This is a genomic window from Desulfuribacillus stibiiarsenatis, assembly GCF_001742305.1.
Lineage (GTDB): Bacteria > Bacillota > Bacilli > Desulfuribacillales > Desulfuribacillaceae > Desulfuribacillus_A > Desulfuribacillus_A stibiiarsenatis.
This window is the reverse complement of the sequence record NZ_MJAT01000008.1, coordinates 25,013-40,636: the sequence shown is the minus strand read 5'-3', so window position 1 is coordinate 40,636 and position 15,624 is coordinate 25,013. Positions and strand designations below refer to the sequence as shown.

19 protein-coding genes are annotated in these 15,624 nt (G+C 31.9%); 12 read left to right on the top strand and 7 right to left on the bottom strand.

Annotated elements, in window-relative coordinates; all coding sequences use genetic code 11:
• Positions 1–1,275: 1,275 nt before the first annotated feature.
• Together BHU72_RS05270 and BHU72_RS05265 are read right to left on the bottom strand one after the other, a co-directional pair.
• Complete coding sequence (locus BHU72_RS05270) at positions 1,276–1,881, bottom strand: hypothetical protein (protein ID WP_069701596.1); 606 nt, start codon at positions 1,879–1,881, stop codon at positions 1,276–1,278.
• 19 nt (positions 1,882–1,900) lie between these two features.
• Positions 1,901–2,986, bottom strand: coding sequence for a hypothetical protein (locus BHU72_RS05265; RefSeq protein WP_176720413.1), 1,086 nt, complete (start codon positions 2,984–2,986; stop codon positions 1,901–1,903).
• Between the two features lie 308 nt (positions 2,987–3,294).
• Here BHU72_RS05265 and BHU72_RS05260 point away from each other — a divergent pair, with 308 nt between their 5' ends.
• From BHU72_RS05260 to BHU72_RS05250, 3 genes are all read left to right on the top strand, one after another.
• On the top strand, positions 3,295–4,908 hold the full coding sequence (locus tag BHU72_RS05260; protein WP_069701594.1) for an SIR2 family protein: 1,614 nt from the start codon (positions 3,295–3,297) through the stop codon (positions 4,906–4,908).
• Between the two features lie 451 nt (positions 4,909–5,359).
• Positions 5,360–6,034, top strand: a complete 675-nt coding sequence (locus BHU72_RS05255; protein ID WP_218076104.1) for a hypothetical protein — start codon at positions 5,360–5,362, stop codon at positions 6,032–6,034.
• Complete coding sequence (locus BHU72_RS05250; RefSeq protein WP_069701592.1) at positions 6,027–7,829, top strand: NPCBM/NEW2 domain-containing protein; 1,803 nt, start codon at positions 6,027–6,029, stop codon at positions 7,827–7,829. Before BHU72_RS05255 ends, BHU72_RS05250 begins: the two co-directional genes overlap by 8 nt.
• 92 nt (positions 7,830–7,921) lie before the next feature.
• Here the strand turns inward: BHU72_RS05250 and BHU72_RS05245 are convergent, their stop codons facing one another.
• The 4 genes from BHU72_RS05245 to BHU72_RS05230 form a co-directional block, all read right to left on the bottom strand.
• Positions 7,922–8,401: an ImmA/IrrE family metallo-endopeptidase gene (locus tag BHU72_RS05245; protein WP_069701591.1), complete on the bottom strand. Its 480-nt coding sequence runs from the start codon at positions 8,399–8,401 to the stop codon at positions 7,922–7,924.
• A 4-nt stretch (positions 8,402–8,405) separates the two neighbouring features.
• Positions 8,406–9,383, bottom strand: coding sequence for a DUF3800 domain-containing protein (locus BHU72_RS05240; protein WP_069701590.1), 978 nt, complete (start codon positions 9,381–9,383; stop codon positions 8,406–8,408).
• Positions 9,384–9,502: 119 nt separating this feature from the next.
• A complete protein-coding gene (locus BHU72_RS05235) occupies positions 9,503–9,922 on the bottom strand; it encodes a hypothetical protein (RefSeq protein WP_069701589.1) in 420 nt (139 codons plus the stop codon).
• A 210-nt stretch (positions 9,923–10,132) separates the two neighbouring features.
• Positions 10,133–10,534 (bottom strand): helix-turn-helix domain-containing protein, encoded by a 402-nt coding sequence (locus BHU72_RS05230; protein ID WP_069701588.1) that lies wholly within the window; start codon positions 10,532–10,534, stop codon positions 10,133–10,135.
• A gap of 159 nt (positions 10,535–10,693) precedes the next feature.
• Between BHU72_RS05230 and BHU72_RS05225 the strand changes: the two genes are divergently transcribed.
• The gene (locus tag BHU72_RS05225) at positions 10,694–10,939 is read left to right on the top strand and encodes a helix-turn-helix domain-containing protein (protein ID WP_069701587.1); all 246 of its coding nucleotides are present in this window, start codon (positions 10,694–10,696) and stop codon (positions 10,937–10,939) included.
• Between the two features lie 77 nt (positions 10,940–11,016).
• Here the strand turns inward: BHU72_RS05225 and BHU72_RS05220 are convergent, their stop codons facing one another.
• A complete protein-coding gene (locus BHU72_RS05220) occupies positions 11,017–11,340 on the bottom strand; it encodes a hypothetical protein (protein WP_069701586.1) in 324 nt (107 codons plus the stop codon).
• Positions 11,341–11,516: 176 nt separating this feature from the next.
• Here BHU72_RS05220 and BHU72_RS05215 point away from each other — a divergent pair, with 176 nt between their 5' ends.
• The 8 genes from BHU72_RS05215 to BHU72_RS05185 all read left to right on the top strand — a co-directional run bounded on the left by BHU72_RS05215 (position 11,517) and on the right by BHU72_RS05185 (position 15,410).
• Positions 11,517–11,741 carry a hypothetical protein gene (locus BHU72_RS05215; RefSeq protein ID WP_069701585.1) on the top strand — a complete coding sequence of 75 codons (225 nt, stop codon included), beginning with the start codon at positions 11,517–11,519 and terminating at the stop codon, positions 11,739–11,741.
• Positions 11,738–11,950 (top strand): hypothetical protein, encoded by a 213-nt coding sequence (locus tag BHU72_RS05210; RefSeq protein WP_069701584.1) that lies wholly within the window; start codon positions 11,738–11,740, stop codon positions 11,948–11,950. The genes BHU72_RS05215 and BHU72_RS05210 overlap by 4 nt, the downstream gene beginning before the upstream one ends.
• A gap of 463 nt (positions 11,951–12,413) precedes the next feature.
• Entirely contained in the window at positions 12,414–12,572 is a 159-nt protein-coding gene (locus BHU72_RS15820; RefSeq protein WP_176720412.1) for a hypothetical protein, read from the top strand.
• A 50-nt stretch (positions 12,573–12,622) separates the two neighbouring features.
• Positions 12,623–12,898 carry a hypothetical protein gene (locus BHU72_RS05205; RefSeq protein WP_069701583.1) on the top strand — a complete coding sequence of 92 codons (276 nt, stop codon included), beginning with the start codon at positions 12,623–12,625 and terminating at the stop codon, positions 12,896–12,898.
• 176 nt (positions 12,899–13,074) lie between these two features.
• Positions 13,075–13,257 carry a hypothetical protein gene (locus tag BHU72_RS05200; RefSeq protein ID WP_069701582.1) on the top strand — a complete coding sequence of 61 codons (183 nt, stop codon included), beginning with the start codon at positions 13,075–13,077 and terminating at the stop codon, positions 13,255–13,257.
• A gap of 16 nt (positions 13,258–13,273) precedes the next feature.
• Complete coding sequence (locus tag BHU72_RS05195; RefSeq protein WP_069701581.1) at positions 13,274–14,512, top strand: Alp7A family actin-like protein; 1,239 nt, start codon at positions 13,274–13,276, stop codon at positions 14,510–14,512.
• Positions 14,496–14,888 (top strand): hypothetical protein, encoded by a 393-nt coding sequence (locus tag BHU72_RS05190; RefSeq protein ID WP_141709259.1) that lies wholly within the window; start codon positions 14,496–14,498, stop codon positions 14,886–14,888. Before BHU72_RS05195 ends, BHU72_RS05190 begins: the two co-directional genes overlap by 17 nt.
• Before the next feature lie 39 nt (positions 14,889–14,927).
• On the top strand, positions 14,928–15,410 hold the full coding sequence (locus tag BHU72_RS05185) for a hypothetical protein (RefSeq protein ID WP_218076103.1): 483 nt from the start codon (positions 14,928–14,930) through the stop codon (positions 15,408–15,410).
• Positions 15,411–15,624: the final 214 nt, after the last annotated feature.

Below are 15,624 nucleotides of genomic sequence, written 5' to 3'. Positions count from 1 at the left end.
AATGACATATATACCCTTTGCGAACTGCTTTGCTTAGCATTGCAAATTGGAGTAAAATGAAACCAACGCTAAGTTTATCCATTCTATAACCATAAAAGATAATTAAATATTATAAATCAATTTCAAAGCTACTGGTGCAAATGTGTTACATTTTAATTGGACAAAAAGTGACATGGTAATATAAACATGTTGGCGCACCTGCAGATTACTTTTTAGATAATCACTACAAATATAAAATAGTCTTCCATAACGAAGTAAAGACATAAGGGAGTTATCCAAAGTTTAATCAATTGTTAAGTCTGCCTCTGCGAGAGAAAGGGACATACTACTTTTACAACGCCTGAAAAATAGGATCGACAATGGAAGTAATGTATGGTGCGGTATAAAAATAGGGGAAGGGTCCAAGTTCTATCCCCATAGATTGTCCACAACTTCCTTAAAATTAGTTACCTTTGTTTATTCGAGAAACTAAGTACGAAGTAATCCACATAATAAAAGAAATCAATAGCACTAATACTGAAGTATAGAAATTATTCATATAATATGCAAACCCACGCCATTGACCATATAATATTACTGCTAATGGAAATTCCCAAATTAAATATGTGTCACTAATAAAAGAATATACTATTGTAAACGCCATAAATACGTTTAGAAACCAAAAATACACGCAATACCTTATTATTGTTTTATTATAACTTGCTGTCCCGAATAACAAGATTAAAATCCATATTAATACATAGGAAATGGTGACGTAAACATCTAACATGTTTGCTTTAGAACCGTTTAGGAATGAATTAAAATTTATCAACATCCCAGATATAATAGCTAGCAAAGAAAATAATACTACTAAAACATTTGAAATTTTTATCTTATTCATTTTAATCCCCATTTTTATTATGGTTTGAAAAAATAATGTTAATTTTTGATAATCTTTTTCATTAATTTAAAATATTTTAGAAATGGATTCATTACCATTTTCTTATTGACTACTACTGATAATTTAAAATAGTATTATTGTAGTTAGATCGATAATATTATGCATTTATTACGAAAAAATGTATTAAGCTTTTTCTTATAATTATAAAATGATTGCATATACACACTGCTTAGCTTTTTTTATAATAAAAAATAATAGAGGATAATATTTTGACGCTATCACATGAAAATGCCTCAGCACAAGACGCAAGTGTTTACATAAACCTCTTAAAAAGGGTTTAGACTGCCGAGGCAAAATTGCTCTACAGTCTAAACTTTTTGATAGATGTATAAAAATTATGGTTTCGTAGTTTGAACTAGAGTCATATAATTTTGTGCTTGAGTATTTGGGTTTATAGAAAGTGATGCATGTTCCTCAAAATATTTTACGCCCTTTCTAGTTATATCCCAATATGTACCTCCATAAATTTTGAAACCATGCCATTCATAGCAGTACTCAACCACACCATCACATCTTAAACTAATTATGTCACCAGGGTAAACCCAATTTGGATCTCCACTTAAGTTGTAATTAATTTGATATAAAAAATTATAAGATATTGACTCTTCTGTAAGCTTTTGAGATGTTGCTATTACTAAATCTCTTGCATATGATGTCATTGCTTGATTTGGTCTATATACACCTTTGAAAACATTATTATCAATAAAACAACACCACTGATGCTTTATTACTCCATTTGAATCACCTAAAATATGTGTAACAGGGTACCAATCATTTGAAGTAGGAGAATTCATAAGTCCAGCATGCCAAATACCAGTACCTATTACACCATCTCTATATACAGCATATCCTGCATTACCAGTAGCTGCATCTGTTATATTAACTGGTACTGATAGAACAAGTACTACTAATAAAATAATTAACCTAAACTTCATCTTCATAAGAAACCTCCTTTTATATTTAATAGTTAATCCACTTTTTATTAACAGGATTACCCTCTGTTTCAATTAAACTAGTTGAAAATTGTTTATTTGGTGATTGCTCCATTACCTTTTTTAATGGAGTTATTAAATCAGTTATAGGGTATATATTCATAGCTTTAATAACTATTTCAATATTTTCATCTGATAAATTATTATTTATCATTGATAAGAGGGTAGTATAATTTTGGTCTATACAGTAAACTTTTAGGTAGTCTTCAACATCATTACTAGATAATATGTATGATATTGCTGCTTCATTTTGTAGTTCTGATAATGAAAAGATCGCTGTATCTTTCATTAATTCATATGATGGGTTCTCTAACAATTCTATACATAATGATATAAAAGCATCAGACTCTTTCGTTAATGATTTGTTATGTCTAAAAAATTCGACTTTTGCCTTAACAGCAGATCTAACCCTCTCATTTTGTATTTTATCAGAGTAATATTTAGCAATTATTTTGTCTGCTATTTTTATTGCTTTTTCAGAATCATAAGATCTTATTTTTTTCATTGCTTGGAATGCTAGTTTTTCATCATCATTAAATACGATATCTTCAAGAGTACTTGTTGTTGCAGAATTATTGTTAAGCGTCCAAATCAGATTTTCTCTAACTTCCTTATCTATGTTTTTATTTTTTACCATTTTCAAAAATTCGGAATCAATATTTTTATCTAAATTACCTGACTGATTTTGTAAAGATTGAATTAAGATTATTTTAAGATTATTACTATTTGATTCATCTTTAATATTTTTTACTACTTCTTCATCAGATATCTCATTTAACCTTTTAGATACAGTATTAGCATGAGCTATTAAATTTGAGTTGTTTATACCATCACCGCTAATAATATTAATTTCTTCAAATACTTTAGATAGAGGCTTCTTTGACAAATCTGATAATATTTTTTCTTGATTGGAGTTAGCGTAGTTGATTTTTATTGAATCAATTTTATTCAAGCTCGAAAATCCAGTAAGTATTATTAAGCAGAGAACAACTGAAACCATTAATACTCTTCCATTCATAGTATAATGCTCCTTTTTAGTATCGATTTTATTCATGTGTATTTAAACTTTAGAGCTTATATATATCAGTCCTTTCTTATTTCTATTTCCATATAATAACATGCTATTTTCAAATAATTTGTCGAAATTTGTAAAAATTACATAAGGCAGGAAATTTAACTTCCAAAAATATACTAAATTTACATATTGGCTCTAGCTAAAAATAACATTTCACAAGCTACTAAAGGTTCGCAATCTTGTAGTCAATACGTTTGCGAACTGAAGAAATCAGACTTTGTCATAAGGAAGAGTCTTATTTTTTTTGCTAAAATATGTTACTATTTATAAAAAACGGGAGAGATTGTATGAGGACAATATTAGACGATTTAATTGAGAACAATGAGTTTCCGTTAGTATTTATTGGTTCGGGTATTTCAAAGCGTTATCTAGATGGGTTTCCGAATTGGACTGGCTTATTAGAAGAATTTTGGAACGCAGTTGGCTTTGGTCTTAACTTTTATGGGGAATTTAATAAAAACATAGATTCTTTAAAGGCAGTTAATCCTGGGTTATCAGAAAAGGAATTAGAACATTATTCAAATATAAGAATGGGAACCATCTTGGAAGAGTCATTTAACGAAGCATTTAATAGTGGTTCAATTACCTTACCAAACTTTAATCAGAAAGATGCTTATCAAACTAAAATATCCCCATTTAAAATGGCAATATCAAAAAGATTCAGTCAATATACTATAAAGGAGAAACTATTAGAAGAATATAATTCCTTTAAGAATATGCTTATGAAGACTCAGATTATTTTAACAACTAATTATGATTGTTTTATAGAGAATTCTTATAACGAGATAAGTAGAAATAAAGTAACTAAATATATCGGTCAAAAAGGTTTCTTCCAAGAAACTTTCGGGAGCGCTGAACTATATAAATTACATGGGTGCGTAGAAAGTCCAACTGATATTGTTATTTCGGAAAAAGATTATGAAAGATTTGATAAAAACTCTGTGCTAATCAGTGCAAAAATAATATCTATGATGATGCACTCCCCTATTATATTCATGGGATATTCTCTAACAGATGTAAACGTAAGAAAAATCATAAGTGATTTCACAAGATCATTAAATGATCAAGAACTTCAAATATTAGAAAATCGCCTTATAATAATTGAAAGGAAACAGGGGGAAGACCAGCTAATCCAAGAAGTAATAAGTGAAAGAGATCTGGGCTGCAAACTTAAAGTGATAAAAACAGACAACTACAAATTGATATACGATAAAATTAGTAAGATAAATCAGGGGATAGCACCTACAGAACTAAGAAAATACCAACAGATAGTTAAAAAACTTATAGTTGACAGAGGTAAGAAAGGAACGTTAAAGTCAGTTCTTATATCACCAGAGGAATTAGATAATTTAGAAGAAAATATTCAAAATAGAAATCTTGTTGTAGCTCTTGGGGATGCTAAATATATATTTCAAATTCCTGACATTGTAAGTTATTGCCTGGATTACATTTCTGATACTGATGAAATAAGTAATGATACTAGAATGAGATTTGCAGTTAGTCGAAACGGAAGATTCCCCATTAATAAAATATTAGATGAAAACTTAATAGAGAACAGTAACCTGCACACTTCAGAAAAAGCAAAACTTATTAACAAAATATCTGAATGCACAAATTTCGATGAGCACTATGACAGTATCAATCAATCATCGATACTAACTAAAAGAAAAACAAGTGTCGAAGAAATCTGCAAAATGGATAGTAAAAGAAATAAAATATATGCAACAATCTCCTATCATATTAAAGATTTAGAACTAGAGACAGTAAAACGATTTCTAATAGCTAACTTAGCGGATTTAAAAGATAAGGGTGAAATTTCTATTTCAACTGAACTAAGAAGACTATTATTGTTGTATGATATTTTGGTAAATGCAAAAGGAGCAACGACGAACCAACCCTAAGTTGATTGTCCTTGCTCCCAAGCACTAAAGTTTTATTTAGTCACATCCTATATCATAGGATATAAGATGTCAATTATTATTATGTGTCAATATTGTGAAATATAACCTAACGGCACCTGTTTAGATTTTATTAATAAAGTTCTGAGGTAGTTAGAACGACGCTCAATATGAGTGTCGTTTTTATGATTTTAAACCATGGCAGGCAGACAATATTTTTAGCCTAATTCAACATAAATGTGCAAAATAAACAAAACACTAATGTAACAATTTGTCGAAATTTGACAAGCTTTGTAAAATAGAAGGATTTTTACAGCATCATTTAGAAATGTTATATGTTGCAATAAAACGCTATTTTCTCTTAATGGGATTACGCTTGGATTATTGCATTTCGGAAAATGATACTTGACAAAAGGAGCTGTAGAAAGTGAAGAAAAATATTTATGTATTATTATTGAGTGCAATGCTGCTAGTCATGCTGCTTACTGGATGCGCTGACATTCAAGTAAGTTTAAATCCAGATGGATCGGGAAAAGCAACCTACACCATTGCAACTGGTAGCTTGATTCCACCTGAAGAAGTCAAGAAGGAGTTAGAAAAAGAGATAGCTAAAATTAACACTGAAGTTGGTAAACAAGTAATAAAAGTAAATAGTATTTCTACCAAAAATAACGCATTTACTGCGAATCTTGAGTTTGAAAACGTAACTCAATTAGACAAGTCCTATTTATTAGTCACAGTAGAAGACTTCATGGACTATAAACCGTCTTTATTAAACAATCTAAAAGACCAAAACAATAACAACGTATCGAAAGATGAATTAGAAAAGTATAAAGATTATGCGCTTTTGAATATCAATAATTTTGACAAAAATTCAGTAGGTTTAGTTATTACTCTACCAAGCAACGTGGAATACATGTCTGAAGGTGTATTATTTGTTGATGGTAAAAAGAATAAAATTCGTATAGACGGAAGAAATACAATAGTCATATATAAGGCGAAAGGGTCAAATATCATAAACTATTTAATAGCAATACTTCTAATTGTAGCAGGTTACTTTATATACCGAAAATATGTTGCACATAAAACAGAGGATAAATTGACTGAAGGAGGTGTGACAAATGAATAATAGTTTCAAGTATTTACTGTTGATCTTTACCATTCTCTTATTGAGTGCTTGTAGTGGAAATGATTCTAGCTATAAGAAGGAAATGGACAAAGCGCGAGCTGCAATGGAAAATTTAGAAATTGAAGAAGCAGTTAAATCATATAATACTATCTTAGGAATGGATCCTGAAACTCTAAAGTTTGGTTATGGAAGGCACAAGATAACGGAGGAACTACTAAGTAACGCGAATAAATTAAAAGAAAACCTTAATAAACTCGTATCAGAGTTAGAGGCCGTGAAGAATAATGTTAATGACGTAAGCTTTGAAGATCCTAATTATAATCAGGTCATATCAACCCTTGATAACATTTACGTACTACACAGCAAACTAGAGAGCTATGCTCAATCAAAAATGTTCAAAGAAATTGAAGAAATTAGAGTTGCTTATACTAGTAAAGTTAAAGACATTGTTTATCCTAGACTAAAAGACGAGATAGACCGTGGTATAGAAAATTTACTGCTAGATACAGCTGAAGTTAACCTTGTTGCTTTAAGCTCAATAAGTAAGAATCTGCCAGAGTTAGTACAACCAGAGGTAATTGTACAGTATCAAGAAAAGATTAATTCGGAACGAGAAAAATATATAACGTTTCCAACGGAAATTAAGACAAGAGGACAAGTTTTATATGATGATGGTACTAGTAAGATTACGTTACTAGGAGAAGGTGTAGATAATAAACGGAATGCACTTTTTTATAAATACGAGGGACCAGCTCGTTACGCTGCAGAAAAGATGAATTTCGATTTTGAGACTAGAGTTATCTTCGACAATGGAAATCACAATACTAATAATTCAAAGCAATTTCGTTTTTATAAAGATTATGTTATTGGCATTCAGCATCTTGATAAAGATATGGGTCTTAAGATAGTTCGAGTCGATTATCGTTTCCCAGCACTAGCGAATCAAAGCGAATACAAGACACTTTTATTTAGCGATACAACAGATAGCACTATATTGCCTGGTATGCAGCGTCACCAAACAAATGGTTTAGAAATTGCATCTGATGCAACATACTCTAATGAGCAATTTACAATTGGTATAAAAAAAATAAAAATAGACAACAACAATATTACTGTTGAAGGTACTATTACTCCAAAAATTGACTTCTCGTTTAATGGGCGGAATCATTTATATTTGCCATTAACAAATAAATTAGTAAGCCAATTCTATAAAGAGGAATTTTTTAAAGATATTCCAAAGAGCTTTATTATTTCTGATAAATTCGATCAAGATATATCCACTGAACATGAATTTGTGAAACTATATGTATTAGATCATCTATTCAATATAGATTTGACGAGTGGTAACATTCATGTAAGTAATAGCGAACAGCTAACGCGTCAAGCATACTGGGTGAATGGGAGTATTGAAACACATGTAGAAAGTGGATTCATGTCAACTCGCTTTATTAAAGACGTAGATAACATAACACATCTAAATTCATACATTATGCATGGATCATATGCAAGGAGTGAACCAACATTACGATTCGCGCTTAACAAATATTATAAAAGGCTAAGCGTTGGTATAGGAATAGATCATCGTTTTGCGTCTGACAAATATGGATCAACAAAATTAAAAATTTTAGGCGATGATAAAGTGCTGAAGGAAATTAATATCGGTCCAGGGTTTAAAACAACTAATTATGAATTAGATGTTACAGGCATTGAACGTCTAGTGTTTCAATGTTCCTATAAAACCAATAGCTATGAAACACAACGTTTGATTATAACGAATGGAATACTATACCAATAAGACTTTGATAAGATCAATAATCTAACAAAGTTAAATACAGCATATTATAATAGCCCGAGATATCGATCTCGGGCTATAAATGTTTTACGGTCTCAAACAACTTCCCCGGTTCTTAACTTTGTATTAAGTGAATCAATTATAAGTTGTTTTCTAATTGTTATGAGTTTTTCTGGTACTCCATAGAGCTCTATCCAATCATATTCTTGATAACCGGCGTTTAGGGTAAACAACATATGTTTATCGGGCATAAGAAAATATGCAGCGAAGACATCAGCTTCCTTTTCTCGTCTGTTATGAACAACTTTTGTTTCGAAAAAGTGATTATTAGGATGTAAGATAATATGTCCGAGCTCGTGTGCTAATTTATATCTGTAATCGGCCGTATCATCAATCTTTGGTGGAGATATAATCGTATTATCAATGACAATCATCTGGTTCATTTTTATACGATGACTAAAGCAAAACTTATTGGTAGATATTATATTCTCTATGATGTGAATTGGCACGGGGAATACATCGATTTGAAACTGTGCATGAATACTATTAACCTTTCTTAAAATGCTACGGTACAATAGATCAGCTCCGTTTATCTTTGCTAAAAGTTCTTGCTCTTCCTTCTAGCTCATTTATATATCCTCTCAGAGTTTTAAGTCGAGAGTTAGCATAACCCATTTCTTTTAAGTAAAAGCTTTCTAAAGCATTAGGATTATTATCAATAATAGTTTTTAATTTGAACATTTCTTTGTTGTCATAATTATTTTTATGCAAGAGAAAATCATTAAGATATTTAGAATAAGAAACTTCAACTAACTGACTATCCATGTTCCATACAAAAATTCGGATTTTATCTTGCATATCTTTTAATCCTGTGTGTATTAATCGATATATAAGTTCGCTTTTTACTTTTGAGGCTATACTATTATTAGAATACTTTTGCTCAATAACAAAAGAAGTGATACCTAGTAGATTATCAATTATTTGGAGAAAAATATTGTCTTTTGAATCATGATCCGTAACTTCGTTAATTATATATTTTAGGTTTCTATAAGCAGATTGAGCGTTTAATTGATCTTTTATTTTTGAATTTAACAAGAGTGCTGTGTATTCAGCCGATTTATCAATATAGATATTAGTAGGCTGGGCATTTGCGTTATTAGTCTCGATATCACGCGTTATTCCGTAGATTAAACGCTCTGGTATTTTAATATAGAATAAATTCCGAATATCATTTAATTTTAAATTTAAGTATTTTGAAGATTTAAGCACAGATATATTTACTAGCATAATTACATTGATTTTTATGTTCTTTTTTAATGCTGTACTAAGCACGTTATAATAACGGTCTATTAAAGTATCGCTAGTGAAATCTACAAAATGCAATTCATTTTTCCCTAAGAATGATTGAACTTCACTTTCTAATTTTGTAGCGGAATGTTGGTCTATCCCAAGTGCTCCATAAAATGAATATATAGTATTAGGGTTGCTTTCAATTTTATTTGACTCGTCAAAATATATCTGATAATACTGAACCTTTGAATTTGAACAATTGTTCATATCTTACCCTCCATTGACAAAACGGATTTTTTTTTGCTATAATTAGTTAACTCCTTACCACACGGCGAGGCTATAAGATCTAAAAGACCTTTCGTTACCATACGGCGACGCGGGGTCTTTTACTTTTTAATTATAATTCTATAAGTCATATTGATATTTCTAAGTATTTCTTCGATTTTTCTGGAGCTGATTTCAATTCCTGCATTTTTCATTTCAATTAGTTCTTGATATTCGTAATAGTGAGTACGAACGTGACAATTTAAATAATATTTACAATAATTATCATCTAAGCTTTCGTTATTGAGCTCTACGTTTTTAATATCTGGGATACAAAACGTGATTTGTTTGTTATTGTCTAAAGACTCTAAGTTTAGAATTAAAAGATATCCTGTGACGGTAAGTAATAAATTGTGACTAATGTGTTTATATTGCTTTTCTTCAATAGGTATGTTTGGAGTAAAACTTAACTCTATTGTATTACTCTCGTTCAAATCAGTTTGGAAAAATCTGAATAAAGCTTCGCCAGGAGTAGATTTCATTGACTCATACCAACCTTTCTTATTTAAATCTTAAATAATGGCTTAAGCAGAAGTGATAATATTTTACTGTGTGTTAAATCTTCGTCGTTCACCTAATTTTTCACAACCTTCCTTATTATTAAACCGACAACATATTTCATATTTCAACAAAATTCGACAAATGGTATAAAAGCAGAAAAACGACTACTCTATTTTTGAGTGTCGTTTTTCTTATTCTGATAATTTATTTACATCTCTCGACATTTTTTTCGCCCGTAAATATGCAATCAATTCTTTCTTATCGTCGTCTGACCAATTATCATAATCAGAGAATGCAACTAACATCGTAGGATCAGATAATAATTCCTTTAGTTGCTCGTCAGGAGTTTTTTCATCCTCGATATTATGAACTTCAGCAATGGACGGGTTATTGGTTCTTCCAAGGAGGTAGTCGGTTGAACAATTAAGTGCTTGAGACAATAATGCAATGTCCTCATGGTCTGGGTCAGAGTATTCTCTTTCCCAATTAGAAATAACTTGAGGCGAACGGTTAACTTTATCGCCTAATTCTTTTTGTGTAAACTTACGAAGCTTTCTAAAATATTTAATCCTATCCCCGGTTCCTATAGACATATAAAACAACCCTCCAATCATCTATAATATAGCAGTTACTAACGGATTTGGGTATAAAACTAACGATAAATGAGAAAATATCTAAATTATATATTGACACTAACAAAAATCGTTAGTATAATTCAACTAACGGAAATCGTTATTATAGGAGGTGAACATATGAGTAATGTAAATGAAAATGTAGAAAAAATCAGAATTGCTAAAGGAGTATCAAAAACACATATGGCAAAACGCCTTGGCTATAAGACGATACAAGGATATAAACATTTAGCATCAGGAAGCACTAAATACACTGCAGAGAGGATTATGATAGCTGCTGACACATTGCAAGTTAATGTCCAGGTTTTTTATGACAACAAACTAACGGAAACCGTTATAACGGAATATTCTAGAACTACAGCGTAACTTTTCGTAGCTATCGAAAAAAGAGGCAAATGGACTTAAAGATTAACATCCACTGCCCCTACTCTAAATTTACAGTATTACTCTTTTTCTGCTATTTGCTTCAAATACTCTGCGGAACGACGAGTATTATCTGCAATATTCACAACAAGTTGGATAATTTCGGCGGTTAGTTTTATCATCGCCCATAGAAACGCAGCCCCAACTGTGTAAAGCAGAAACTGAAAAAACTCACCATCGAATAATGCATTTAATGCACCAATAAGTACCACACCACCAGCGATTAAGGCTAAATACGTATAGATAAGAACGATGAAACTCAATACAGGATATGCCTTCATGCTGTCTTTGGAAGAAGTTCCAAGAAAGATATTCTTCCAATCGTAATCAAGATTTGAATTCATAATGTCACTCCTTAGTAAAATTTAACAACAAGGAAATAAATTCTAGATAACTTCAATAAAAACCTTCTCACATTAGAATTTTTATCTAGAAAAGATAGCTTTCTAAGTTGATCGGTCTTGATTTTGTATCGGGTGACAGTAGAAGAGAGAAAAAAAGTAGAAGGTAGGGATGTTTAATGATAGAGCAAGAAAAAGTAGTTGAGTCTATTACTGCTGAGATTGCTCAAATACAGCAAGAGCTTGTTAAATGTTTTCAAGAATATATCTTGGGCGAAGAACTCACACTTGAAGAAATCAAAGTTCTAGCTGAACAAATCTCTAATGATATTCGTTTTAATGTTATTACACCAAAGTTATGTAAACACAAGTTGAGAATAGTCGAAACGGAGGTTTCACTATGAATGAAAGAAAAGAACTGAGCACAAATCATGAATTAAAAAGCAAACTTAAAGACTGTACTGATCGCTTGGGTGATGCAATTTATCGCTTGATTATTGCAAGAGATTTAACAGTCATAGAAGCGATGGTCGTCAGAGATAGCGTAGATTATACAATCGAACAAAAAGTGATGCAACAGGCTATTGACAATTTAAAGTTTAAAAAAATATAGGCTGGGCTAAATTTAGTTACTTATAGTAAGGACAATCTTTATATTTGGCAGTGCTATGCCATTCCTCTTTTGTCAAACAAAATATTTTAGAGTGGTTATCATCAATGTTCCTATCTTCAAAGGATACCTTGCAAATATGTTTGTCACTAAAAAAAGTAGATTTTTTACATGAATAATGTTGGCAAGTCAAATTGATCACTCCAATATGTGCCCAGCCTATAAAACTTAACTGAATTTTAAAGATAGTTGTCTTAGTAAAATTTAACAACTAAGAAATAAATTCTAGGTAACTTCAATAAAAACCTTCTCATATTAGAATTTTTATCTAGAAAACATAGTTTTCTAAGTTGATCGGTCTTAATTTTGTATCGAGTGGCAGTAGTAGAAAAAATAATAGAATTTGGGTGAGAAACTATGGTAGTCCGATGATCATCACCGCATATTCTGTAACGAGGTGATATGTATGAGCAGCAAATTAAAGCTAGGAAAAGAGAAATTCAATAACGCAGATGCTGCCAAAGCTTTCAATGATGCATTTTCCCCGTATTTTCAAAGTGTATCTATTAAGCCTTTAAGAATTACATCTACGAAAAGCCCCATAAAAAAGGTCGTTAATGGATAGCAGAGAGTATTCTCTGCGTATTGGACAAGTATTAGAGAGGAGGGAAACAAATGTTACGAGCTGAACCAAACGAAGAGGCATTAAAGGCAATGGCTTTAATAGAACTAGACGGACATGCAATCGAGCTCATATGCCAAGGATTAGATTTAGGTATTAAGGAAGCTAATGCAGAAAGTTATGAGTTACGCGCTAAGTACATGGAGAAGTTACGAGAAGACTTGCAGGAAAAAAAGAAGCAATTCCATGATGCCTGGGCCAAGAAACTCCTAGCTAAATACAACATAGAAAAACAGACAAAGAAAAAACGCACTAGGTTAGGAACCTAGCACGCTTTGGAAAATCGGATATAATGACGCTTGACACCCTCATTATATCCGATATTCCCTCGAAATACAACAGTTTTTTACTAGTAAATAATCCCTTAAAACCATTCAATTTCTTTTCAATCAAAATCACCTTTAATTACCGAAGATCGAATTTAATAATAAAAGGAACTTTCAGTATGTTTAATTCTGAAAATTTTGACTACGGTTGGTTTGCCAGTTTACCGTTTACGGATCCCAATCAAGCTATATCTATAGCTAAGCTATATCTAATTGACTGGGAAGAAGTTGACATACAATCTAAGACAAGCTTAAAGGGTCAACCTGTATGGATCATCCTATATCGAAAAAAGAGAATATGAGAGGAGCAACATTATTATGAACATTACACGTTGTATCAGTGATTTCGGAAACTCTATGAGCCAGCATCTAATCGATGGGAATTATTTCGAAATGCCATCAAGTATTACTGAAATTTCAGAGAAGAAGGCAAGTTCGTTATTTACGGATAGTGTTGATATGGAACAGCTAAAAGAACAATTAGTTATCAAAATCAATCTTGATGGAAAAGACAGATATTTCAAAGTCGGGCGGAAGGCAGAGACTGATATTTTCGGCAATGAACACATTTTCAAGCTGCATGATAAAACGGAGTCTTTAACGGTTATTGTAACTTGGCTAGCAGCTCTAGCATTCTATCATGTAAATCAGTCTATTTCAGATCCAGAACAATCTATCGAAAGCGAATTGAATCAAGACGTTTATTTAATAGATATTGAGTATTTCCTTACCATGCTACCGATATGGTTAATCAAAAAATCGGATAATTTCGGCGATATGCTAAAAAAGATGGAACAACGATTTGAGAAAAATCATGAAGTAGAGTTGATCACTCCCAATTACCAGCGAGTATTAAATATTACCGTAAAGAAAGCAGTATGCAGAGTAGAAGGAGAAACATCAAGATACGCACTCAAATTCGATCTCCAATTAGCCCCGAAAAATATCTCGAAGTTTGATATGTCACATTCAGTCATTTGCGACTGGGGAGCACAGACTTTGGACCTTACGAAACTACAACCTAGATTACGCAAACCAGCCGACACCGATGATTTTGCATCCTTTACAGATAAAAGTTACTTAAAAAGCCTTGAAGATTTAAGAACTACAAAGCTGATGGATTACTTCGGCGATGTAAGAACCTTAGAACGGTTTATTTTAGAGAATATTAAGTTTGGAATATTTGAATATGAGGATCCAACGACAAAAAAGAAAACCGATTTTACAAGCATTATTGAAAACGCGCTCCAGGAATTAGCAAGTATTATAGTTATTAAAGCACTCAATACCTTTCATTTCTCCCATGGACAAACAGTTTATTACATCTGGACCGGTGGAGTGTCAGAGATACTGAAAAAGTACATTGAGCAAGTATTAGTACAAGCATTAAATAAAGATATAGCAAGTAATTATCACATATTTCCTGATGAATCTCGAAAACTCAATATCTTTGGCGGAGAGATATATGCTAAGAGCCAACTTGCGAAAATGGGATTGATTGAAAAAACTACGGTTCCAACTACTGAAGTTGGTGAAGTAAATGACAACCAGGAGTAGAAAGAAGCAGCTAAATATTACTACAGACAGGATGACAGAGGAAGTTTATAACTATCTAAACTCTTTATCTGATCAAAGGTTATTAACCAAGCAAGCGATCAAGTGGGCAGAACAAGATTTAGCGTTCAGTTCTAATCAATTAACTAATACCCACCAGAATCAGAGATCTAATGAATTACAAATTAGTAGAGAAATCGCTGATCTAAAATCCATTGTCTTGTCACTATCAGTTGAGATTCAAAGACTATCAAATCAAGGTTTCGTTATGAATCATCAATATCCAGTAAACACAGAGATTGATAAACCAATGGAACGCTTATCGAACGACATTTGTTACAACGTTATAGACGATGAGGACAGTGAGTACGGATATTAAGGACAAAACCCAATTGATCAAACGAATGGAGGCGAAAACGTGACTGTACTTGATCCAAAAGCTGAATGGAAAGAAATGTTGAGCGATTATGCCCAAAAGCAGAGAGAAGACTTAAATACGAAGGCGAATCGCGAGGATATTAAAATATCTCTCACCGACAAAGAGTATAGCAACTTGAAACTAATGGCATATAAAGCTGGATTCCGAGATGCAGGGGAGCTTATATCATCTTTTGTTGGAGATTTAACCGGTTGGCAATCGAATGGATCTGATGAGAGGGATAAAGCGAATGAGTGGTATGAAAGAGCCTTCGGTACGAGTGAGTACCACTCGAATATCCGCCATTACCTATATGACAACGATTATAGCCTAGATGACATGAATGATTTATTAGAAGATGAGGATTACTTCGAAGAGATATACCAAGCCTACATCTCAGAGAATAGCAGAATGAACAATGAATCGAAAGAGCAATGTCTACAAACCCTTAAAGACATTGTAAGTAAAGGGGTAGAGTTGTAACTCGTAAGACTAATAAAAATATAAAAAGAGAGATAATGTTCCCGCATTATCTCTCTCAGAAAGGACTGGTGAAATTGTTACATTTCATCCAATCAATAGGTTATCTAAATTTTATCATGATTTCTATTTTAGGTCTAGTGCTTTTCCCAACATGTTTGTATCTATTAAGCTTACCAACACTCAAAAGCCAAGAATCACATCAATACATGAATAT